Source organism: Amycolatopsis sp. CA-126428, assembly GCF_002904335.1.
Classification (GTDB): domain Bacteria; phylum Actinomycetota; class Actinomycetes; order Mycobacteriales; family Pseudonocardiaceae; genus Amycolatopsis.
Window position 1 is genome coordinate 565590 of record NZ_PPHF01000074.1, and the last position, 22876, is coordinate 588465.

The window sequence follows — 22876 nt, forward strand, 5'->3', positions numbered from 1 at the left end:
GAACGTTCCCGTGAACGTTCACGGACCGCATCGAAGTGTGCTTCGGGGTGGGACCGGGTGTCAAGGGATCAGGCGGATTCGCGCAGGTGGAGGCGGGCGTGGACGACCAGCTCGGCGGGTGCCAGCGGCGTCGCGCCGGTGACCAGGCGGGCCGCCTGCTCGACGGCCAGCGCGCCGACCGCGCGCGTGTCGATGGCGACGCTGGAGAGCTCCGGTTCGACCAGGGTGCCGAGGGCGAGCCCGTCGAACCCGATCACGGCGAGGTCGGCGGGCACGCGCAGGCCGAACCGGCGGGCCTCGCGCAGGGCGCCGATGGCCATCACGTCGTTGAAGGCGAACAGCGCGGTGACGTCGGGATGGGTGGCGAGCAGGCCGGCGAGCGCGGCGCCGCCGCCGTCGACGGTCTGGGCGCCGGCGGCGATCCAGCCCGGACGCACCGAGATCCCGCACCCGGCGGCGGCGCGCAGGAACCACTGGCGGCGGACGCTCGGGGCCGGGTTGCCGTCGAGCATGCCGATCCGCCGGTGCCCGCGCGAGACGAGGTGGGCGACGGCCTCGCGGACGCCGTCCTCCCCGTCGATCCCGATGCCGCTGAACCGCGGCGTGTGCGGCTCGCGGCCGATCAGGACGACCGGGATCCCGGCGGTGAGGCGGTCGAGGTCCTCGTCGGACCGGCCGAAGTACCCGGTGACCGCGTCGACCTGGGTGCCGATCACCCGCAGCGTGGCCAGTTCCTGCTCGGGGTCGTCGGCGGTGTCGTGGACGACGACGTGCCAGCCCCGGGCCCGGGCCGCCTCCAGCGCGCCGGAGGCGACCTCGGTGAAGAAGGGGTTGAGCAGGTCCGGCACGACGAGGCCGATCGTGGTGGTGTCCGGCCGGACCAGGCCGCGGGCGAAGCGGCTGGGGCGGTACCCGAGCTCGCGGACGGCGTCGAGGACGCGCTGCTTGGTCGAGCCGTCGATCTCGCCCTTGTCGTTCAGCGCCCGCGACACCGTCTGCCGGGAAACCCCGGCCGAGCGGGCGACGTCGTGGATCGTCACCCGCCGGGGTTCCGTGCTGCTCGAAGACACCCGTCGAGTATGCCCGCCCACGGCCCGGCCGCTACCCCAGCGGGGTGCGTTCGCGGCGCTTCACGAAGCGCCAGCCCACCGCCAGGACCACCGCGAGCACCGGGATCGAACAAAACGCGATCTTCTCGGCGCCGTCCGAAAAGCCCATCAGCACCACGACCAGGGCCAGGAACGCGAGCGTCGCCCAGCCGCTGTAGGGCGCCCACGGCATCCGGTACGACGGGCGCTCCAGCTCGCCCCGCAGGGCGGCCTGGCGCAGCCGCAGCTGGCAGAAGATCAGCGTCGCCCAGGTGCTGATCACGCCGAGGGACGCGATCGCGATGGCGATGTCGAACGCCTCCTTCGGCACCAGGTAGTTCAGCACCACGCCGAGCACGTACGCCACCGACGTGAAGAGGATGCCGCCGTAGGGCACCTGACGGCTGCTCATCCGGCTGACGAACGACGGCGCTTCGCCCTTTTCGGCCAGCGAACGCAGGATCCGGCCGGTCGAGTAGAGGCCGGAGTTGACGCTGGACAGCGCCGCGGTCAGCACCACCGCGTTCATCACGTCGCCGATGCCCGGGATGCCGAGCCGGCTGAACACGGTGACGAACGGGCTCTCGTCGCCGCTGTAGAACGGCCACGGCAGCAGCATCGCCAGCAGCAGCACCGAGCCGACGTAGAACACGCCGATCCGCCAGACCACGCCGTTGATCGCCTTCGGCAGCACCTTGCGCGCGTCCTTCGTTTCGCCGGCCGCGATGCCGACGACCTCGATGGCCGAGTAGGCGAAGATGACCGCCTGCAACGTCATCAGCGCGATGCCGATGCCGGCCGGGAACAGTCCACTGTGTCCGGTCAGGTTGGACACGCCGGCGGGCGTGCCGCCGATGCCGGTGCTCGTCAGGACCAGACCGACGCCGACGACGAGGAAGACGACGATGGCCAGCACTTTCACCACCGAGAACCAGAACTCCAGCTCGCCGAACACCTTGACCGACAGCAGATTCACCGCCAGCAGGACACCCAGGGCGATCAGCGCGGTGATCCACTGCGGCACGTCCGGCAGCCACTTGTGGACGTAGATGGCGACCGCGGTGATCTCGGCGATCCCGGTCATCGCCCAGTTCACCCAGTACATCCAGCCGGAGGCGAAGCCGGCCCACGGCCCGATGAACTTCCGCGCGTAGGTGACGAAGCTGCCGGAGCTGGGCTCGTGCAGGACGAGTTCGCCGAGCGCGCGCATCACGAAGTAGGCGGCCACCCCGCAGATCGCGTAGGAGAAGATCAGCGACGGGCCGACCTGGTGGAGCTTGCCGCCGGCGCCGAGGAACAGCCCGACGCCGATCGCGCCGCCGATGGCGATCATCTGCACTTGGCGGTTGCCCAGCGCTTTCGAGTAGCTTTCACCGTTTTCGGTGAGCAGCGAGGAATCCATAATTATCGGACGCTAGAGCGGTGTGCGGCGGGTCACCAAGCCGGCTAAGGAAGACTTAAGGTGTGCGAGAGATCACCGTGGGATCTGCCGGTCCGGTTTGACCCGGGGTGCGTGCCGCCCGGCCGGGCGTGCCTTCTACGCTACGGCCGTGGACCTCGCGGCGCTGCTGGACCGGATAGCCGACGACGTCGCGCCCGAGGTCGGCCGCGGCGCCGTCGCGGACTACATTCCCGCGCTGGCCAGGGTGGATCCGAGGCGGTTCGGCATGGCGGTGGCCGAAGTGGACGGTGCGGTGCACGGCGTCGGCGACTGGGAGCACCCGTTCTCCGTGCAGAGCATGTCCAAAGTGTTCACCCTCGCGCTGACGCTTTCCCGCGGCGACGGCGTGTGGGCGCGGGTGGGCCGCGAACCGTCCGGGGATCCGTTCAATTCGCTGGTGCAGCTCGAACACGAGGACGGTATTCCGCGCAACCCGTTCATCAATGCCGGCGCGCTGGTGGTGACCGACGAACTCGCCCGCCGGGGTGACGCGGTGGACGCGCTGCTCGCCTTCCTGCGGCAGGAGAGCGGCCGGGCGGAGATCGCGGTGGACCCCGAGGTCGCGGCGTCTGAGGCCGGACACGCCGACCGCAACCGCGCCCTCGCGTACTTCATGGCCTCCTACGGCAACATGCGCCACCCGGTGCCGTCGGTGCTGGACCAGTACGTCCGCCAGTGTTCGATCGCGATGAGCTGCGCCGACGTCGCCCGGTCGGCGTTGTTCCTGGCCCGCCACGGCGTCCGCAACGACGGCTCGCGGTTGCTCGAGCTGAGCGCGGCGAAGCGCATCAACGCGGTAATGCTGACGTGCGGCACGTACGACGCGGCGGGCGAGTTCGCCTACCGCGTCGGCCTGCCGGGCAAGAGCGGCGTGGGCGGCGGCATCCTCGCGATCGTCCCGGGCCGGTGCGCGGTCTGCGTGTGGAGCCCGGGACTGGACGCGCGCGGCAACTCCGTCGCCGGCGTCGCCGCCCTGGACCGGTTCACGACGCTGACCGGCTGGTCGATCTTCTGAAGTCAGCGCAGTCCGTCCTCCGGACGGGAGACGGAGGCCATTCCGTTCCGGACGGGCAGGGCCGCGGCCAGCGTGTCGAAGTACCGCTGATCCTGCCAGCGGCGCCGGTCACCGATCACGTAGAGCCGGCGCTTCGCCCGTGACACCGCGACGTTGAGCAGGTTGGGCTTGGCCGCGGCCCACCGGCGCGCGCCGTCCTTGGCCGGGTCACTGCCGAGCACGATCACGACCACGTCGGCTTCCTGCCCCTGCACGGTGTGGACCGTGCCCACCTCGACCGCGGCCGGCCCGCGGCCGGCTTTCTGCCGGACGACGCGCTGAGCACCTCGGACCACGTTCACGAACGGGCTGACCACCCGGATGGCGCCGGGTTCGATGCCGAGGGCGGCGAGCTCGTCGAGCAGCAGCCCGAGTTCGTGTCCTTCGGCCGGTACCCAATTCCCTTCGGAGCGGGTCGCCGGGACGTCGATCCACTCGTCACGGCCGAGGTAGGGAGGACGTTCGGCCGTGCCGTAGACCATGAGCTCGCCGCCGTAGGCGATGCGGTTGGAGATCTCGAACATCAGCCGGTCGCACCGGCGGTGTACGCGAAGCGGTGCACCCACCCAGGTCGATCCGTCACCGATCGGATCGGGCAGGGCGGTGCCGAACCGGTTGAGCCGGTCGGCCACCCGCTGCGCCGAAGTCGCGTCCGGCAACCATTCCTCGGCGACCCGGTAGCGCTTGAGCAGGGCTGCCTGCGCGGTGGACGGCAGCGTCACGATCGGTTCCAGCTGCTGTGGATCGCCGACGAGCACGGATCGCCGGGCCCGCCAGATACCGCCGGCCGTCTGCTGGGGCGTGGCCTGCCCCGCTTCGTCGATGAACAGCCACCCCAGCGCTTCGGGATCGAGCCGGCCGAACAACCGCGGAAGGGATGCGAAGGTCGTCGAAATGACCGGCACGACGAGAAACAGCGTCTGCCAGACCGTGCGCAACGTTTCGCCCCGGAGCTTCGGATTTCCGCTGAGCACCGCTGCGGCGGTGGTGAGGTTGTCGCGCATCGGCGCGCCCGCCCCCAGCACGAAGGCCTTGTGCAGCCGGAGCGCTTCGAGCGTGACCCGGTTGCGGGCGGCGGTGAACTCCGGGTCGGCCCAGGGCGCGCACAGCTGGAAGGCGTCGTCGCCGGCGAATGCCGCGGGATCGGGGACGTGGCCGGGCCAGCGGCTGTGCGCGGTGGCGATGAACGAGGTGACTTTGCCCAGCTCGAACCGGGCCCGATCCAGCCGGCCGGCCCCCTCACGGAGCCGCGCGTCGAGGGCCGAACCCTCCGCGGCCAGCTTGCCCAGCGCGGCCGACCACTGATCCAGCGCCTGCGCCGCGTGGTCACGCTGACGGCGGAGCCGATCGTGTTCGGCGTGCCACGCGCGTCCGGCCCGGAACAGCGTCGAGACCGAGACCCAGAACCCGGGCTTGTCCGCGCGGTGGTCCCGGTGGACCGCCGTGGCGTGCTGCAGCGCGGCCGCGGCGGCGGCGTGTCCGCGCCGCGCTTCCGCGACACGCTGACCCAAGGCCGCCTGCTGGTGCTGTACCTTCGCCAACCCCGCTTCGGCATCGCGCAGGCCGCTTTCCAGGACAGGGCGATCCATCAGGGCCCGCGCGACCTGCTCGCGTTCGGCGGCCAGGCGCGTGCTCGTCGCCTCGGCGTCGCGGAAACGCCGGACGGCCGTCGCCCAGTCGTCCACCGAGCCGGGCTCGTCGCGGGCCGCTCGCAAGATCCGCTGCATGCCCGGGATGCCCGGCTCGCCCGGGCGCGCGGGTTCCTGGCCCCACCAGAAGCGCTGGGCGAACTGGCCGCAGTTCTTGCGGTTGCCCAGCGTGGCGGCGAGCAGGCCCCACGCCGGCTTGTCGAGTACGTGCGTGGCCAGCCCGCGGAAGTAGTCGACGGCGACCGCGGCGTCTTCGGCGCCGCTGACCGCCGCGACGCCGGGAATCTCCGCCGTGACGTTCGCGGCCGCCTTGTTCCCGGAGGTGGCCACCAGGATCTCCGCGCCGGTCACGGCGGGCGAAAGGGCCCGGACGGGCGCCGAGAACCGTTCGGTGATCTTGACCCGCTCGAGCTCGTCGGAAAACGCATCAGCGGGCGCGGACAGCCCCGCGAGCGCCTGGGCACGCTGGACCAGGACGGCGGCGATCACGTCCCGCAGCAAGGTGGTCTTGCCGGTGCCGGGCGGGCCGTTGACGGCGAACAGCCCATCGGCGGGGCCGAGCTCGGCCATGATCCGGTCGACCGCGAACTGCTGGCTCAGCACCAGTGGCCGCGCCGGGTCGCCGGGCCAGCGGCCGAGTGGCAGCCGGGCGGGTTCGACCCCGGCGAGCACGGCCCGGGGTGTGGTGCGGACGTCGACCCGGTTGCCGACCGGCACCGCGCCGGCATCGGAAAGGAATCCGCGAAGGCCGGCGCCCACTTCGCCGGCCCGCACGGCCTTCGCGATCCTGGCGAGGTCGGCTCCGTGGAAGCTGTTGAGGAACGTGCTGTCACCGGCGTCGGCGGTGTCCCTCACCCGCACCTTCGTACAGTGGACGCGGATGCCGCGGGGAGCGAGCGCGTCGGTGACGCCCAGTGCCTCGGCCAGCTCCGCGGTGAACTCGTGCAGCGCATCCGCGGTGAGCTCGAAACGCGGCGTGCGGGCACCGGGAGCGACCCCCGGCTCGGCCGTCTTCTTCTTCGGGGTCAGCAGCTTCTCGGCGAAGGTTCCGGCCACCGCGCCGGCGATGCCGCCGACGAGGGGGCCGGCCAGCGAGGTGACCGCGGTGGCCGCGGCCGTGGTGACCGCCGCACCCGTCGCCTTGGCCCCGGCTCCGGCCGCTTCGCGCGCCGCGTCCTTCGCGTGTTCACCCAGGGCGTGCGCGATCTTGCCCGCCGTGGCCCCGCCGCGGGTTTCGCGGGAGGGCGGTGCGAGCCGGTCCAAGCCGTCGGCGAAGCCGCGCTCTTCGGCTTCGAACCCGCCCAGCCAGTCGGCGTCCGGACCCTCCCGGTTCAGCCGGCCCAGCGCGAAGGCGCAGGCGGAGAGGACGGCGGAGCCCTCGACCAGGAAGCCGGCGGCGTCCACCGTGAACGCGAACAGGGCCGCCTGGCCGGAACTGCGTCCGTCGGGAGGGGTGGCGTCGTGGCCGAACGCCCGCGCCAGCGTGTCGTGGATCGCCGTCAGTTCGTACAGGCCGCCGTAGACCGTGAACTGCCACGCCAGGGTCGCCGGCAGCGGACGTGCCGTGAGTGGGTGGCCTTCGGACCACGGAGTCTGCTCCCGCGGGTCGAGGTCGAACACGAGCTGGTCGGCGCCGGGGCCACCGCGCCGGTCGAGCTTGGGCGCGGTGGCCGGGCTGAGTGTTTCGACGGCACGCCAGAACTCCACCGTTTGCGCCCGATTGTCCCCCTGCATGAGCCCCCTCAGTTCTGTGGCGGGAGTCACTGTACGCCATAACCGTCACAGCGGGTCACCAACCGGGTGACGCCTGTCGGTGTGCTCAGTTCAGCGCAGGTAGTTGTAGACGCTGGCCCGCGAGATCCCGAGCAGGTCGGTCAGCGCCGCCACCGCGTTCTTCAGCTCCAGGAACCCCCGCTCCTTCAGCGACCGCGCCAAGTCCTTCTTCGCGCTCGCGGGCAGGCTGCGCGGGGTGTGGCCGCGCGCGGTGGCGTAGTCCTCGACCAGGGCGCGCAGCTCGTCCACCGTCCGGGCGCGCAGGGACTTGGCGAGCGGGGCCGGCTCGTCGGTGGCGGCCAGGCGGGTCAGGGCGTGGGCGGCCGAGCCGAGGAGGGAGACGTCGAGGTTGAGGCACAGGGCCGCGACGTACTCGCCCGCCGCATTGCGGATGCCGATCGACGTGCTCTTCGCGGGCCTGCCGTCCGGGAAGCGGTTGGGGTAGTTCTGCAGCACGTCCGGGAACGCCGGGTCGGCGATGCGGGCCAGCCCCAGCTCGGTCGCCGGGTCGCCGGCCGCGCGGCCGGACAGGCCGCCTTCGATCGCGCGCACCGCGTGGGCCGGGTCGCGCAGGTCGTGCAGCACCACCTCGCACAGGCCGGGGAACATCCGGCCGACGGCGTGGGCGATCTTCTCGGCCTCGCGCAGCAGCAGCTCGTCCTCGGTCATCCGATCAGCTCCCGCAGCTTGTCCGCCGCCTTCAGGCCGGAACCGGTGAGCACGACCACCGTGGTCTCGCCGGGCCGGATGGCACCCCGCGCGCGGAAGACGTCGATCGCCGCCGCGGCCGTCGCGCTGGTCGGCTCCGCGTAGAGGCCGAGGGAAGCCAGGCGGCGGGCCGCCGTGGCGATGGCGTCTTCGGGGATCGCCGCGGTGTCGCCGCCCGAGCGCCGGATCGCCGCGACGACTTCGGGCAGCCGGACCGGACGGCGGATCGCCGTCCCCTCGGCGACGGTCGGGGCGAACCCCGGCGGCTCCCGGTCGTGGAAGGCCGCGTCGACAGGGGAACAGTTCCGCGGCTGCGCGACGAGCAGGCGCGGGCGCCGCGCGATGGACCCCGCGGCCAGCAGCTCCCCGAACCCGAGGTCGCAGCCCAGCACGATGCTGCCCGCGCCGGCCACCGTGACGACGGCGTCCGGCGCGCGGAAGCCGAGGTCCTCCCACAGCTCGTAGGCGAGGGTCTTGGTGCCCTGCAGGAAGAACGGGTGCCAGTTGTGGCTGGCGTAGGTGGTGCGGTCGGAGCGGCGGACGGCTTCGGCGGCCGTGTCGTCGCGGGTGCCCGGCACCAGCTCGACGGCCGCGCCGTACGCGCGGGTCTGCAGCACCTTCGCCGGCGACGTCCCCGCCGGGGCCAGGACGGTGGCCGCGATCCCGGCCGCGGCGCTGTAGGCCGCCACCGACGAGCCGCCGTTGCCGGAGCTGTCCTCCAGCAGCTCGCGCACCCCGGCCCCGGCCAGCGCGGAGACCATGACGCTGGTGCCGCGGTCCTTGAAGCTGCCGGTCGGGCTGAACCACTCGAGCTTGAACCGGACCTCGGCGCCGTCCCACCGCTGCGGGACGAGCGGGGTGCAGCCTTCCCCGAGCGACACCGGGCGGAGATCGCCGGGCAGCGCGGCCCGGTAGCGCCAGAGCGAGCGGACGCCGGTGTCGACGTCTTCCGGGCGCAGACCGGGCCCGGCGGCGACGGTGAGCGGGGCGCCGTCGTCGCCACGCCAGCGCAGCGGATCCCCCGGGTAGCGCGCCCCCGACCGATCGTCGGTGTACCAGTACGCCACCGCTACCTCCTCATCTGGACGAATAGTCCAAGTCTAGACGTACTGTCTAGACCTACTCCCGAGTATGCGAAATGTCTTCAGCTTCTTCTCAGGAAAAGCTTGTAACGCGGTGGTGGAAAATTTCGATCACGCGCGCCCGGCGGCGTACCGCTGGTGGCCGCCCGAATACCGCCGGTCGTGCCCGGTGGGGCGCGGCCGCCCGCCGGCGTCCCCCGTTCGTGGTCTTGTGAGCACCGAGAATCCCGTCGCGCGACCAATCCACAATGGACGTCGTGGGTGGGGACGCGCCCGGCTGCGCATTCTTCGACGCATTGTTTCGGGCCTCCGGGAAAGGGGGATTAATGGGTGTTCGTCACCGATGGCGAGTGGCGTTGCCGAATCCGTGAACCGATCGTTTCCGCACGCCTGCTTTACCCGCGGGATAAGCGGGCGGGGTTGCGGGGACCCGGGGACCCTCCGGTCGACGTGGTCTGGATCGCGCAACCGCGCCGCCGCCACCCGGCGGCATGGCTTGCATCGTCCGGCCGCGCAAGCCGGGCGGACCACGCCGAGGAACCGGTCCGCGCAGCTCGGCGGGGGGTTGGGGGAACGTGACGGCGACGTTAAATTCTTGCGCCGCGGGCCTGGTCGATCGCGAATTTTCTGAACCTCGGCTATGAAATCGCGGTGGGTTGTTGACGGCTTGGAAGGAACCCGCTTAAGTACTCCCCGTTACCCTTCACCCTTTCGTGCGTAGCGGGAGTTCCCATGCGTCTCTCGAAAGACGACTCCGTGCCGGCCGGGCTGGTCGTCGCCGTGTCGCCGCTGCGATGGCCGTCGGCGCGCGGGGTCGCCGCCGCGGCGCGCGGGGGCGGGCTCGGCGTGCTCGACCTGACGGCCCGGCCCGCCGCCGCCACGGACGAGCTCGCGCTGCTGGGGGAATGGGGTGTCCCGGCGTTCGGGGTCCGGCTGGCGCGGCCGGTGGACCTGCCCGATGCGGTGACCACCGTGCTGCTGACCGAAGACGCCGTGGGCACGCCGCGGGACTTCCCGGGCCGGCGGGTGCTGGCCGAGGTCACCTCCCGCGCGGCGGCCGTCCGGGCCGTCGCCGCCGGAGCCGACGGCCTGATCGCGCGCGGACACGAATGCGGCGGCCGGATCGGCGAACTGAGCACTTTCGTGCTGCTGCAGGCCCTGCTCGACGACGACGGCATCGGCGTCCCGGTGTGGGCGGCGGGCGGCATCGGGCCGCACACCGCCGCGGCCGCCGTCGCCGGTGGTGCGGCCGGCGTCGTCGTCGACACCCAGCTCGCCCTGCTGCCGGAAACCGAACTGCCGTCGGCCCTGACCACCGCCGTCACCGGTCTCGACGGCTCGGAAACGACCGTCGCCGACGGCGTCCGCGTGCTGGCCCGGCGGGGGATCGAGCCTCTCGAAGCGGGCCAGGACGTCTTCCTCGCCACCCGGTTCCGGGACCGCTGGGGCACGGTGACCGCGGCGGTGCGCGGCCTGGCCGGCGCGATCGGCGCGGCCCTGCGCCTGCCGGACGCGGTGCTCGGCCCCGGCAGCGCGGGCAGCCGCGCGCTCGGCACGGCGCTGCCGGTCGCCCAGGGCCCGATGACCCGGGTCAGCGACCAGCCCGCCTTCGCGGCCGAGGTCGCCGCGGGCGGCGCGCTGCCGTTCATCGCGCTGGCCCTGTCCGGCCCGGAGCAGACCCGCGAAGTGCTGGAACGGACCCGCGCGGCCGTGGGCGACGCGCCGTGGGGCGTCGGCGTCCTCGGCTTCGCCGCCGACGACGTCAAGGCCGCGCAGCTGGCGGTCATCCGCGAACTGCGGCCCACGCACGCGATCATCGCCGGCGGCCGCCCCGCCCAGGCCGCGGCCCTCGAAGACGCCGGTATCGCCACCTTCCTCCACGTGCCGTCGCCGGGACTGCTGAAGCAGTTCCTCGAGGCGGGCGCGCGCAAGTTCGTCTTCGAAGGCTCCGAGTGCGGCGGCCACGTCGGCCCGCGGACCAGCTTCCCGTTGTGGGAGGCCCAGCTCGGCGTGCTCGCCGACTTCCTCGCGGCCACCCCGGCCGCGGCCGCGGACCTGCGGCTGCTGTTCGCCGGCGGCATCCACGACGAACGCTCGGCCGCGATGGTGGCCGCCCTCGCCGCCCCGGTGGCCGCGCGCGGGGCGGCGATCGGGGTGCTGATGGGCACCGCCTACCTCTTCACCCGCGAGGCCGTCGACGCGGGCGCCGTCCTCCCGCTGTTCCAGCGCCGGCTCCTCGAAGCCGAGCGGACCGACCTCCTCGAAACCGCGCCGGGCCACGCCACCCGCTGCGTGCGCAGCCCGTTCACCGAGGAGTACGCCGCGATCAAGGCGGACCTCGCCGAACGCGGCGTGCCGAGCCGCGACGCCTGGGAGCACCTGGAAACGCTCAACGTCGGCCGGCTCCGCCTGGCGAGCAAGGGTATCGAGCGCGTCGGTGCCGAGCTGCGGGACGTCGCCGAAGACCGCCAGCTGGCCGAAGGCATGTTCATGGCGGGCGAGGTCGCCGTGCTGCGCTCGGCCGTCACCACGATCGCCGAGCTGCACCACTCGGTGGGCGAAGGCGCGAACGCGTTCCTGCGCGCGCGGGCCGCCGCCTTCGGTGTCGCCGAGGCCGAGCCGCCCGCGCCCGAGCCGCTCGAGATCGCGATCGTCGGCATGGCCTGCATGTTCCCGCAGGCTCCCGACCTGGCCGCGTTCTGGGCGAACGTCCTGGCCGGCGCCGACGCGGTGACCGAGGTGCCCCCGCAGCGCTGGGACACCGCCCTGTACTATGACCCCGAAGGGCAAGGCGAGCGGACGCCGTCGCGCTGGGGCGGGTTCCTCCCGGAAATCGGCTTCGACCCGCTGAAGTACGGCATCCCGCCGTCGTCACTGGCCAGCATCGAGCCCGTGCAGCTGCTGGCCTTGGAGGCCGCGCACCGCGCGCTGGCCGACGCGGGCTACGCCGACCGCGCCTTCGACCGGACCCGGACGTCGGTCGTCTTCGGCGCCGAAGCCGGCAGCGACCTGTCGAACGCGATGACGCTGCGCTCGGTGCTGCCGTCCTACGTGGGCGAACTCCCGGCCGAACTGGACGAACGGCTGCCGCGGATCACCGAGGACTCCTTCCCGGGCGTGCTCGCCAACGTGATCGCCGGCCGGATCGCCAACCGGCTCGACCTGGGCGGGGCCAACTACACCGTCGACGCCGCGTGCGCCTCCTCGCTGACCGCGGTCGACGTCGCCTGCAAGGAACTGACCGCGGGCACCAGCGACCTCGTCCTCTGCGGCGGCGCCGACCTGCACAACGGTATCAACGACTACCTCCTGTTCGCTTCGGCGCACGCGCTCTCGCCGACCGGGCGGTCGGCGACGTTCGACAGCGCGGCCGACGGCATCGCGCTCGGCGAAGGCGTCGCATGCATCGCCCTCAAGCGCCTCGCCGACGCCGAACGCGACGGCGACCGGGTGTACGCCGTGATCAAGGGCGTCGGCGCGGCTTCCGACGGCCGCGCGCTCGGCCTGACCGCGCCCCGGCCCGAGGGCCAGCACACCGCGCTGACCCGCGCCTACCGCAACGCCGGCGTCTCGCCCGCGCGCGTCGGGCTCGTCGAGGCGCACGGCACCGGCACCGTCGTCGGCGACCGGACCGAGCTCGGCACGCTGACGAAGGTGTTCACCGAGGCCGGCGCCGCGCCGGGCGCGTGCACGATCGGCTCGGTGAAGTCGCAGATCGGGCACACCAAGTGCGCCGCGGGCCTGGCCGGGCTGATCAAGGCCGCGCTGGCGGTGCACACCGGCGTCAAACCGCCGACGCTGCACCTTTCGGCACCGAACCCGGCGTGGGATGCCGAGACCAGCCCGTTCGTGTTCCAGTCGGCCGCGCAGCCGTGGACCGCGCCACCGGCCGAGCGGCTCGCCGGGGTGAGCGCGTTCGGCTTCGGTGGCACCAACTTCCACGTGGTGCTGGGCGCGCACGACGGCGTGCCGCCCGCGCAGGCCGCGGACGAGTGGCCCGCCGAGCTGTTCACCTTCGCGACGGAGCCGGCGGCGCGGGAGCTGCTGGCCATGGCTTCGGAAGCCGCTTCGCCGTGGCGGCTGCGGGATTTGGCGCTGGCGGCGGCCCAGCGGGCGCACGGGCGGCCGGCGCGGCTCGCCGTCGTCGCGTCCACTGTGGACGAGCTGACCGAACTGCTGCGGCAGGCACTGGCCGGGCACGACGCACGCGGTGTGTTCCGCGCGGACGACGCGGTGGCGGGCGAGGTCGCGGTGCTGTTCCCCGGGCAGGGCAGCCAGCAGCCGGGCATGTTCGCCGAGCTGTTCGTCACCTTCCCCGAGCTGCAGCGGTACCTGCGGCTCGACCCGGCGACGGCCGAGGTCGTCTTCGGCCCGGCGGTGTTCGGGGAGACGGCGCGGCGGGACTTCGTCGATCGGGTCACCGACACGCGCGTCGCCCAGCCCGCTCTCGGGATGGCCGGGCTGGCCGCGTTCCGGCTGCTGACCCGCGCCGGCGTGCGGCCCGCGATGCTGGGCGGGCACAGCTACGGCGAGCTGACGGCGCTGGCCGCGGCCGGTGCGCTGACCCCGGATGCCCTGCTCCACGCCAGCCACGCCCGGGCCGGCGCGATCGTCGACGCGGTACCGGCGGACGACCCGGGCGCGATGGCCGCGGTTTCGGCGGGCGCCGCGGAAACCGGGAAGGTCCTCGCCGACGCGGGACTCGGCGCCGTCGTCCTGGCCAACCACAACTCGCCCCAGCAGACGGTCATCTCCGGGCCCACCGCCGACGTCGAGACCGCCGTCGGCCACCTGCGCGCCGCCGGGCTCGGCGCGAAGCGGATCCAGGTCGCGTGCGCGTTCCACAGCTCGCTGGTGGCACCGGCGGGGGAGGCGTTCGGCCGGGCGCTGGACGCGATCGGCGTCGTGCGGCCCGCGGTCCCGGTGTACGGCAACCGGACGGCCGCGCCCTACCCGGCGGACCCGGACGCGATCCGCGGCGAACTGGCCGCCCAGCTGGGCGCGCCGGTCCGGTTCGTCGAGCAGGTCGAGGCGATGTACGCGGCCGGCGCGCGGGTGTTCGTCGAGGCCGGGCCCGGGGCCGTGCTGGCGAAGCAGGTCGCCGCCATCCTCGGCGACCGGCCGCACCGGACGGTCGGGTTCGAACAGCCGGGCCGCCGCGGCCTGCCGGGCTTGCTCGGCGCGCTGGCGCAGCTGGCGGTGTCCGGGGTGACCATCGAGACGAGCTGGCTGTTCCGCGGCCGCGACGCGGTCGACGCCTTCACCGCGCCCCGTCCGAAGCGTCCGGGGTGGACGGTCGACGGCCACCTGGTCCGCACGGCGGACGGCACGATCCCGGCCGGCGCCCTCCGCCCGGCGGAACGGGTCTCGTTCGGCGTGGCGGCCGCGGCCCCGCAGGCGGCCACGTCGGAGGCGATGGTCGCCGACTTCCTGCGCACGAGCCGCGAGATGATCGCCGCCCAGCGTGACGTGCTCCTGGGCTTCCTCGGCACCGAGGTTTCGCTGCCGGTCGCGGCCCCGATCCCGGTGCCGGTCATCGAGCCGCCCGTGGTCGTTCCGGTCGCGACGCCCAGGACGGCCTCGGTGCTGGAGACGGTCGTCGCGGTGATCGGGGAGCGGACGGGCTATCCGGTGGAGATGATCGAGCCGGACCTCGATCTGGAAGCCGACCTGAGCGTGGACTCGATCAAGCGGGCCGAGATCGCGGGCGAGCTGGCGTCCCGCTTGGGGCTCGCCGGCGGGGACGTGGAGGAGTTCGCGAAGGCCCGCACGGCCGCGGCGATCGCCGGGCTGATCGGCGATGAACGTCCCCCTGCGGAGCCGGAAGCGGCTTCGGTGCTGGAGACCGTGGTCGCGGTGATCGGGGAGCGGACGGGCTATCCGGTGGAGATGATCGAGCCGGACCTCGATCTGGAGGCCGACCTGAGCGTGGACTCGATCAAGCGGGCCGAGATCGCCGGCGAACTGGCCACCCGCCTGAACCTCGACACCGGAGGCGACGTCGAGGAGCTGGCCAAGGCCCGAACCGCCGCAGCGATCGCCGAGCTGATCGACGGCACGGCACCGGCCGAATCCGCGCCGCGCGACTCGGCCGAACCGCAGTCCCCGGCCGAGCCCGCCCCGCTCGTCATCGCACCGAAACGCCTGGTCATGGCCGAGACCGAGCTCGCGTCGGCGGGAGCTCCCGAGGTTGCCGGGCGGAAGTTCCTCCTGCTCGGCGGGGGTCCGCTCGCCGAGGCCGTCCGGACCCACCTCACCGGGCTGGGCGCGACCGCCGAGGTCGCCGACGAGGTGCGGGCCGGGTTCGACGGGGTCCTGTTCCTTCCCGGCGACGCGCCGGCGCTGCCCGCCGCCTTCCCGCGGTACCAGGCCGCCCTGGCCACGGAGCCCGCCTGGCTGCTGACCGCCGGGCCCGGCGAAGGTCTGCGCGGCTTCCACCGCAGCCTCGCCCGCGAGTATCCGGACACCCGTACCCGCGTGGTGGAGCTGTCCCCGGCCGAAACGCCCGAGGAACAGGCCGCGGCCTTCGTGCAAGAGCTGTCCACAATAGACCGCGAGCCGGTCGTCGTCCGCGAAGGCCCGGACCGCCGGGGCTTCCGGATGACCGAACAGGACCTCGGCCCGCTCGGCAGCAGCGGCGCGGGCCCGGCGGGCGACGGCGCCGCCGAAGCCGCCGCGATCGGGCTGGACCGCGACTCGGTCGTCCTGCTCGTCGGGGGCGCCAAAGGCATCACCGCCCGGTTCGCCGCGACCCTCGCCGCAACCGCCCGCTGCCGGATCGAACTGCTCGGGCGGACGCCGGTCCCGGCGGCGGAAGACGAACACCCCCAGGCCAAGACCACCGAGGACCTCCGCGCCGCGCTCATCGCCGCCGGGCTGAAGCGCCCCGCCGAAATCGAACGGACGGTCCGCCGGATCCGGGGCGAACGCGAAGTCCGGCAGACCCTGGCGAAGCTCGAAGCCCTCGGCAGCCCGGTGCGCTACCAGTCGGTCGACATGCTCGACGCCGAAGCCGTGCACCGCGCGGTCAAGGAGATCCACGCCGAACACGGCCGCCTCGACGGCATCGTCTACGCGGCCGGCGTGATCGAGGACAAGCTCGTCGCCGAGAAGACGCCGGAGTCGTTCGAGCGCGTGTACGGCACCAAGGTCGACGGTGCCCGCACCCTCCTGGAGGCGACCGCCGACCTGCCCGACGAGCCGGCGTTCGTGGTCCTGTTCGGCAGCATCGCCGCCGCCCTCGGCAACCGGGGCCAGTCCGACTACGCCGCCGCCAACGACGCCCTCGAGGCACTGGGCGACCGGTGGCCCGCCGGGCGCGCGGTGACCGTCCACTGGGGACCGTGGGCGCCGACCGGCGAGCACGACGGCATGGTGACGCCCGAGCTGATGCGCGACTACGCCCGCCGCGGCATCGCGCTGATCGATCCCGAGGAGGGCACCCTCGGCCTGCTGCGCGAGCTGGCGTGGGGCCGCGCCGGCACCGGCGCCGTCGTCCACACCGCGTCCGGGTGGTGACGGACGTGCGCGTGGCGATCGTCGGGATGTCGGTGCTGCTCCCGGGCGCCCCCGACCTGGCGAGCTACTGGCGCAACCTGGCCGGCGGCGTCGACGCGATCACCGAGGTGCCGCCCGGGAAGTGGGACCTCGCGCACTACGCGCCGGACGAGCAGCGCCGGGCCGACCGGCTCTACTGCCGGCGCGGCGGGTTCGTCGACGAACTGGCCGAAGTGGACGTCACCGGCTTCGGGATCATGCCGAACTCCGTGCCCGCCACCGAGCCCGACCAGCTGATCGCGCTGCGCGTCGCGGCCCAGGCCGTCGCGGACGCGGGTGGCCCGGACCGCCTGCCCGCCGACCGCGCGAAGGTCGGTGTCGTCCTCGGCCGCGGCGGCTACCTGACCCCCGGCCTGGTCCGGCTCGACCAGCGCGTCCGCACCGCGACCCAGCTCGTCCGGACCCTCGGCGAGCTGCTGCCGGACCTGGACCCGGACCGGCTCGACGCCGTCCGGCAGGCCTTCACCGACCAGCTGGGCCCGGAGGCGCCCGAGTCGGCGATCGGGCTGGTGCCGAACCTGGCCGCGTCGCGGCTGGCCAACCGGCTCGACCTGCGCGGTCCGGCGTACACGGTGGACGCGGCGTGCGCGTCCTCGCTGATCGCCGTCGACCACGCCGTGCGGGAGCTGGCCACCGGCCGGTGCGACGTCGTCCTCGCCGGCGGCGTGCACCACTGCCACGACATCACCTTCTGGAGCGTGTTCACCCAGCTCGGCGCGCTGTCGCCGTCCGAGCGGATCCGGCCGTTCCACCGCGACGCCGACGGCGTGCTGATCGGCGAAGGCACCGGCATCGTCGTCCTGAAGCGCCTCGCCGACGCCCAGCGCGACGGCGACCGCGTCTACGCCGTGATCACCGGCACCGGCGTCGCCTCCGACGGGCGGACCGCGAGCCTGGCCAGCCCCGACTCCGGCGGCCAGGTCCGGGCCGTCCGGCAGGCGTGGGCCGCGGCGGGCCTCGACCCGGCCGCGCCGGACTCGATCGGCCTGCTCGAGGCCCACGGCACCGCCACCCCGGCCGGCGACGCGGCGGAACTCACCACCCTCGCGGAGGTGTTCGGCAGCGCGGGCGCCGCCGTGCTGGGCTCGGTCAAGTCGATGATCGGCCACACGATGCCCGCGGCCGGTATCGCCGGGCTCGTCAAGGCCGCCTTGGCGGTCCACCACGGCGTCCTGCTGCCCACCCTGCACTGCGACGACCCGCACCCGGGTCTCGCGAGCACGCGTTTCTCCACTTTGGACACCGCCGAGCCGTGGGACGCGGCGGTGCGCCGGGCGGGGGTCAACGCGTTCGGCTTCGGCGGGATCAACGCCCACGTCGTCCTGGAACAGGCGCCGGGCCGCGCGACGCCGGTCGTGGTGCGCGAGCCGGAACGGGTGCTGCGGCTCGCCGCACCCACGCTCGACGCGCTGCGCGAGGCGTTCGACCGGCCCGGCCGGCCGGAAACCGGCGACGGGCCGGTCCGCCTCGGCGTCGTCGACCCGACGGAGAAGCGGCTCGCCCTGGCCCGGAAGGTCCTGACGCGGGGCCGGCCCTGGCGCGGCCGCAACGACGTGTGGTTCGCCGACCGCCCCCTGCTCGGCCCGGGCGGCGGCAAGATCGCGTTCCTCTTCCCCGGCCTGGAATCGGAACTCGCGCTCAACTGCGGCGATGTCGCCCGCCACTTCGGCCTGCCCTGGAAGCACGCGGACGTCGAGGTCGGCGACGTCGGCCGGCAGGGTGCCGCGGTGTTCGAGCTGGGCCGGCTGCTGCACGCGGCGCTCGGCCGGATCGGCGTCACGCCGGACGCCGTCGCCGGGCACAGCCTGGGCGAGTGGACGGCGATGGCCGTGGCCGGTGTCCACGCCGAAGAAGAGGTCGACGCCTTCCTCGCCGGGTTCGACCCGGACGCGCTCGTCGTCCCCGGGCTCGCCTTCGCCGCGATCGGCGCGCCCGCGCCACGCGTGCTCGAGGAGCTGGCCGGGCGCGCCGACGTCGTCCTCTCCCACGACAACTCCCCGAACCAGGCCATGATCTGCGGCCCGGAGGCGGCGGTCGGCGCGCTCGTGCAGCGGTTCCGGGACGCGGGCGTCGTGGCGCAGGTGCTGCCGTTCCGGTCCGGCTTCCACACCCCGATGCTGCGGCCCTACCTGGGGCCGATCCGCGAAGCGGCCGAGCGCTTCACGCTGCACCCGCCCTCCCTGCCGCTCTGGTCCGCGACCACGGTCTCCGAATACCCGGCGGCCGAGGCCGAGGTCCGGGAACTGTTCGTGCGGCACCTCCTGCGGCCGGTGCGGTTCCGCCCGCTCGTGCAGGCGATGCACGCCGCCGGGTTCCGCGCGTTCGTCCAGGTCGGCGCCGGGCAGCTCGGCTCCCTGGTCGGGGACACCCTGCACGGCGAGGAGCACCTCGTCGTGGCGGCCCACTCGGCGCAGCGCCCCGGCCTCGCGCAGCTGCGCCGGGTCGCGACCGCGCTGTGGGCCGACGGCCTCGACGTCGACCTCGCCCGGCTGCCGGGCGAGCGCGCGGCGACGCCGAAGGCGGTCAAGCTCGACCTCGGCGGCCGCCTGATCTCCCTCGACGAGCAGGTCCGCGCGCGCATCGCGCTGCCGGCCACCCGCCGGTCCACTGTGGACGACCTGGCGGCGAAGGGCCCGCTCGCCGCGGAGTTCGCCGCCCTGCTGGCCGACACCGCCGAGCTGGCGTCCACCGTGCTCGCCGGGCCGGCCCGCCGTCTCCCGGCGCCGCGGGAACTGGACACCACGCTCACGGTGTCGCTCGAGGCGATGCCGTACCTGCTCGACCACTGCTTCTTCAAACAGCCACCGCAGGCCGACCCGGGCGACCGCTGGCCGGTCGTCCCGGCCACCACGGTGATCGACCACCTGATGCGGTTCGCCGAGCAGGCCGCGCCCGGCCGCCACGCGGTCGCCGTGCACGACGTCCGGCTGAGCCAGTGGATCACCGCGGTCCCGGCGGTCACCGTGCCGGTGCGCGTCCGGCCGCAGGGTGCCGACCGGGTCCACGCGGCCATCGCCGGCTACTCACAGGCCGTCGTGGAGCTCGCGCCGGACCACCCGGCCGGTGCGCCGGCGCCGTGGCGGTTCCCGGCGTCGGCCGAGCAGGTCCCCGAGACCACCGCGGCGCAGCTCTACGACGAGCGCTGGATGTTCCACGGCCCGCGGTTCCAGGGCGTCACCGAGCTGACCGCCGTCGGCGAACGGCACATCCGCGCCGTGCTGACGACGCCGGCCGCGCCCGGCGCGCTGCTCGACAACGTCGGCCAGGTGCTCGGCTACTGGATCATGTCGCGGCTGCCCGAGCGGACCACCGTCTTCCCGGTCGCCATGCGCGAAATCCGGTTCCACGGCCCGCACCCGGCCCCCGGGGAACGCCTGGAGTGCCTGGTCCGGATCACCGGGCTGACGGACGAGTTCCTCGAAGCGGACATGCAGCTCGTCCGCCGCGGCGAAGTCTGGGCCGAGTTCACCGGCTGGCGCGACCGGCGGTTCGACAGCACCGCGCACATCCGCCAGGCCGACCGCACGCCCGAGCGCTCGACGCTGTCGCACGAGCAGCCGGGCGGCTGGGCACTGGTGCACGAGCAGTGGCCGGACCTCGCGACCCGCGAGCTGATCATGCGCAACTACCTCGCCGGCCCCGAGCGCGACGCCTACGAACGCCGTCCCCCGCGCGGGCGGCGGCAGTGGCTGCTCGGCCGGATCGCGGCCAAGGACGCGGTCCGCCAGTTCCTCTGGGCCCGCGGTGAACCCGAGATGTTCCCCGCCGAGCTGCGCATCGGCAACGACGAGGCGGGCCGGCCGTTCGCGACCGGCGCCTACGGCCGGGAGCTGCCGCCGGTGACGATTTCCGTGGCGCACCGCGCGGAAGCCGGCGTGGCGATCGCCCGCCACGGGCGCTGCGGCATCGACGTCGAAGCGGTCGTGCCGCGCGCGGAGTCCACTGTGGAGGCCGCGCTCGGCGCGGGCGAGCTGGCGTTGTTCGCGAGCCTGCCCGGCGACCCGGAGCAGTGGTTCGCCCGGTTCTGGACGGCGAAGGAGGCCGTGGCGAAGCTGCGCGGCACCGGCCTGCGCGGCGAACCCCGGGACTTCGAGGTCGTCGCGGCGGCCCCGGACGAACTGACCGTTCGCGTCGCGGGCGGCGAGTACCGCGTGTGCTGCGCCGACATCGAGAACCCCCCTGGTGCGCCGCCGCGCCGCTACGTCGTCGCCTGGACCGAAGAGACGAAGGAGAGTGCCGGATGAGCATCGAGACCACGGCCGCGAACGAGGTGACCGTGCTCGCCCAGCTCAGCGAGATGCTGCGGGAGCTGCTCGAAGAGTACGGCCTCGACGACACCGAGATCACCATGGACACGACGTTCCACGACGACCTCGAACTGGAGAGCGTCGACCTCGTGGCGTTGTCCGGGCAGCTGCGCGAGCGCTACGGCGACCGCGTCAACTTCGCCACCTTCATCGCCGAGCGCGACCTGGACGAGATCATCGCGCTGACCGTCGGCGAGCTCGTGCGGTACATCGTCGCCTCCCTGCGGGCGACGGCGTGAGCCGGATCCGCGCCGGCGAGCTGGACGTGCACGTCCAGCGGCTCACCCCGGACGAGCCGCTGGACGGCGACGCGCCGATCGTGGTCTGCGTCCACGGCCTGCTCACCGACAGCCTGGCCAGCTACTACTTCACCCTCGGCCCGGACTTCGCCGCGCGCGGGCTCGACGTGCTGATGTACGACCTGCGCGGGCACGGCCGCACGACGCGCCCGGCGTCCGGGTACCACCTCGAGCGGTTCGTCGACGACCTCGTCGCGGTGCTCGACGCGTGTGCCATCACCCGGCCGGTGCACGTCGTCGGCAACTCCTTCGGTGCTTCGGTGGCGTTCGGGCTGGCCGCCGCGCGGCCCGACCGGGTGGCCAGCGTCGTCGTGCTCGAGGGCGAACCCCCGACCGAAGAGTGGACCCGGCACATGGCCGACGGGCTCGCCGACGCCAAGACCCGGCTGGCGATCGACGAGGTGATCGGCTGGATCGCCGACAACCACGGCGCGCACACCGCCCGGCTGTCCAAGGCCGCCAACAAGATCCTGCAGACCACCACGATCGCCGAGGACATCCCGCGCAGCGCGACGATCGCGGCGGACCTGTCGCCGGTCCGCTGCCCGGTGTTCGCCATCTTCGGCGGCGACTCCGGGCTGTCCGCCCAGGTGCCGCACTTCGAGACGCACCTGGAGCGGTGCCGCTGCGTCGTACTGCCCGACCAGGGGCACTCGGTGCTGGTCGAGCGGACCGCGGAGGTCACCGAGCTGATCTTCGGGTGGGTCCGCGACACCGCGCGCACGCGGACGCGGGTGCGGTAGTGGCCCGGTTCCTCTTCGTCGTGCCGCCCCTGGTCGGGCACGTCAACCCGGCGGTCGGCGTGGCGGGCGAGCTCACCGCGCGCGGCCACGAGGTCGCCTGGGCGGGCCACGACGAACTGCTGTGGCAGCTGGCCGGCCCCGAGGCGCTCGTGTTCTCGTGCGCCGTGCCGCGGGATCTGCCGGTGCGCCCGGCCGAGCTGAAAGGCCCGGCGGCGCTGCGCTTCCTCTGGCAGGACTTCCTCGTTCCCCTGGCCGACGCGATGGCCCCCGGCGTGGCCGCGGCGCTCGAGGCCTTCGAGCCGCACGTCGTGGTGGCCGACCAGCAGGCACTGACCGGCGGCCTGCTCGCCGAAGCCGCCGGCCTGCCGTGGGTCACGTCGGCGACGACGTCGGCCGAACTCGTCGACCCCCTGGCCGCGATGCCGAAGGTCGGGGAGTGGGTCGGCTCGCTGCTCGACGGGCTGCGCGCGCGGATCGCCGGCGGCCGGGGTACGGCGGACCCGCGGTTCTCACCCCACGGCGTCCTCGCCTTCACCACCCGCGAGCTGCTCGGCCCGGCCGACCTGCCGCCGTCGGTCCGGCTCGTCGGGCCCGCCCTCGGCGCGCGGCCGTCCACGACGGACTTCCCGTGGGAGTGGCTCGACCCGCTCCGGCCGACGGTGCTGGTCTCCCTCGGCACGGCGAACACCGCCGCGGGCGCCGGATTCCTGGCCGCGACGGCCGAGGCCTTCGCCGGCTCGCCCGCGCGCGCGGTGATCGCCGACCCGGGCGGCGTGCTCGGCGAGGTCCCGCCGAACGTCCTGGTGCGGCCGCGGGTCCCGCAGCTGCCGCTGCTGTCGCGGGTCGACGCGGTGCTGTGCCACGCGGGCCACAACACGGTCTGCGAAACGCTGTGGCACGGCCTGCCGCTGGTGGTGGCCCCGATCCGGGACGACCAGCCGATCGTCGCGGCCCAGGTGGTCGCGGCGGGCGCGGGGATCCGCCTGCGGTTCGGCCGCGCGGACGCCCCCCGCATCGGGGCGGCGGTCGAGGAGGTCCTGACGGAACCGGCATACCGGCGCGCGGCCGAGGCGGTGGCGGCTTCGTTCCACGCGGCGGGCGGAAGCCCGGCGGCGGCGGGGCACCTGGAGCAGCTGGCGTTGGAGAGCTTGGCGCACCTGAGAACCTGAACCTCG

11 protein-coding genes are annotated in these 22876 nt (G+C 73.9%); 6 read left to right on the forward strand and 5 right to left on the reverse strand.

The features are described 5' to 3' along the window. Positions 1–68: 68 nt before the first annotated feature. Together C2L58_RS20925 and C2L58_RS20930 are read right to left on the reverse strand one after the other, a co-directional pair. On the reverse strand, positions 69–1070 hold the full coding sequence (locus tag C2L58_RS20925; RefSeq protein ID WP_233225824.1) for a LacI family DNA-binding transcriptional regulator: 1002 nt from the start codon (positions 1068–1070) through the stop codon (positions 69–71). Positions 1071–1101: 31 nt separating this feature from the next. Then, positions 1102–2490, reverse strand: coding sequence for an amino acid permease (locus C2L58_RS20930; protein WP_103339281.1), 1389 nt, complete (start codon positions 2488–2490; stop codon positions 1102–1104). A gap of 148 nt (positions 2491–2638) precedes the next feature. On the opposite strand from C2L58_RS20930, the gene C2L58_RS20935 reads away from it, so the two are divergent. Continuing rightward, complete coding sequence (locus tag C2L58_RS20935) at positions 2639–3544, forward strand: glutaminase (protein ID WP_103339282.1); 906 nt, start codon at positions 2639–2641, stop codon at positions 3542–3544. Between the two features lie 2 nt (positions 3545–3546). Here the strand turns inward: C2L58_RS20935 and C2L58_RS20940 are convergent, their stop codons facing one another. From C2L58_RS20940 to C2L58_RS20950, 3 genes are all read right to left on the reverse strand, one after another. Next, positions 3547–6939: a DEAD/DEAH box helicase gene (locus tag C2L58_RS20940; RefSeq protein WP_233225825.1), complete on the reverse strand. Its 3393-nt coding sequence runs from the start codon at positions 6937–6939 to the stop codon at positions 3547–3549. Positions 6940–7056: 117 nt separating this feature from the next. Beyond that, positions 7057–7674: a helix-turn-helix transcriptional regulator gene (locus C2L58_RS20945; RefSeq protein WP_103339284.1), complete on the reverse strand. Its 618-nt coding sequence runs from the start codon at positions 7672–7674 to the stop codon at positions 7057–7059. Next, positions 7671–8780 (reverse strand): threonine synthase, encoded by a 1110-nt coding sequence (locus C2L58_RS20950; RefSeq protein WP_103339285.1) that lies wholly within the window; start codon positions 8778–8780, stop codon positions 7671–7673. The genes C2L58_RS20945 and C2L58_RS20950 overlap by 4 nt, the downstream gene beginning before the upstream one ends. Positions 8781–9527: 747 nt before the next feature. Between C2L58_RS20950 and C2L58_RS20955 the strand changes: the two genes are divergently transcribed. From C2L58_RS20955 to C2L58_RS20975, 5 genes are read left to right on the forward strand one after another with little or no spacing between them, the layout of a single operon-like run. Continuing rightward, positions 9528–16313 carry a type I polyketide synthase gene (locus tag C2L58_RS20955; protein ID WP_103339286.1) on the forward strand — a complete coding sequence of 2262 codons (6786 nt, stop codon included), beginning with the start codon at positions 9528–9530 and terminating at the stop codon, positions 16311–16313. Next, positions 16307–20596 carry a beta-ketoacyl synthase N-terminal-like domain-containing protein gene (locus C2L58_RS20960; RefSeq protein WP_369904227.1) on the forward strand — a complete coding sequence of 1430 codons (4290 nt, stop codon included), beginning with the start codon at positions 16307–16309 and terminating at the stop codon, positions 20594–20596. The genes C2L58_RS20955 and C2L58_RS20960 overlap by 7 nt, the downstream gene beginning before the upstream one ends. Further along, on the forward strand, positions 20593–20898 hold the full coding sequence (locus C2L58_RS20965) for an acyl carrier protein (RefSeq protein ID WP_103339288.1): 306 nt from the start codon (positions 20593–20595) through the stop codon (positions 20896–20898). The genes C2L58_RS20960 and C2L58_RS20965 overlap by 4 nt, the downstream gene beginning before the upstream one ends. Next, entirely contained in the window at positions 20895–21701 is an 807-nt protein-coding gene (locus tag C2L58_RS20970; protein WP_103339289.1) for an alpha/beta fold hydrolase, read from the forward strand. The genes C2L58_RS20965 and C2L58_RS20970 overlap by 4 nt, the downstream gene beginning before the upstream one ends. Beyond that, on the forward strand, positions 21701–22870 hold the full coding sequence (locus C2L58_RS20975; RefSeq protein ID WP_103339290.1) for a glycosyltransferase: 1170 nt from the start codon (positions 21701–21703) through the stop codon (positions 22868–22870). The genes C2L58_RS20970 and C2L58_RS20975 overlap by 1 nt, the downstream gene beginning before the upstream one ends. Positions 22871–22876 lie beyond the last annotated feature (6 nt).

Bases quoted from the DNA above. Each gene is read 5' to 3' on its own strand.
- C2L58_RS20955 (WP_103339286.1), top strand. From the start codon at position 9,528: ATGCGTCTCTCGAAAGACGACTCCGTGCCGGCCGGGCTGGTCGTCGCC.
- C2L58_RS20945 (WP_103339284.1), bottom strand. From the start codon at position 7,674: ATGACCGAGGACGAGCTGCTGCTGCGCGAGGCCGAGAAGATCGCCCAC.
- C2L58_RS20965 (WP_103339288.1), top strand. From the start codon at position 20,593: ATGAGCATCGAGACCACGGCCGCGAACGAGGTGACCGTGCTCGCCCAG.
- C2L58_RS20930 (WP_103339281.1), bottom strand. From the start codon at position 2,490: ATGGATTCCTCGCTGCTCACCGAAAACGGTGAAAGCTACTCGAAAGCG.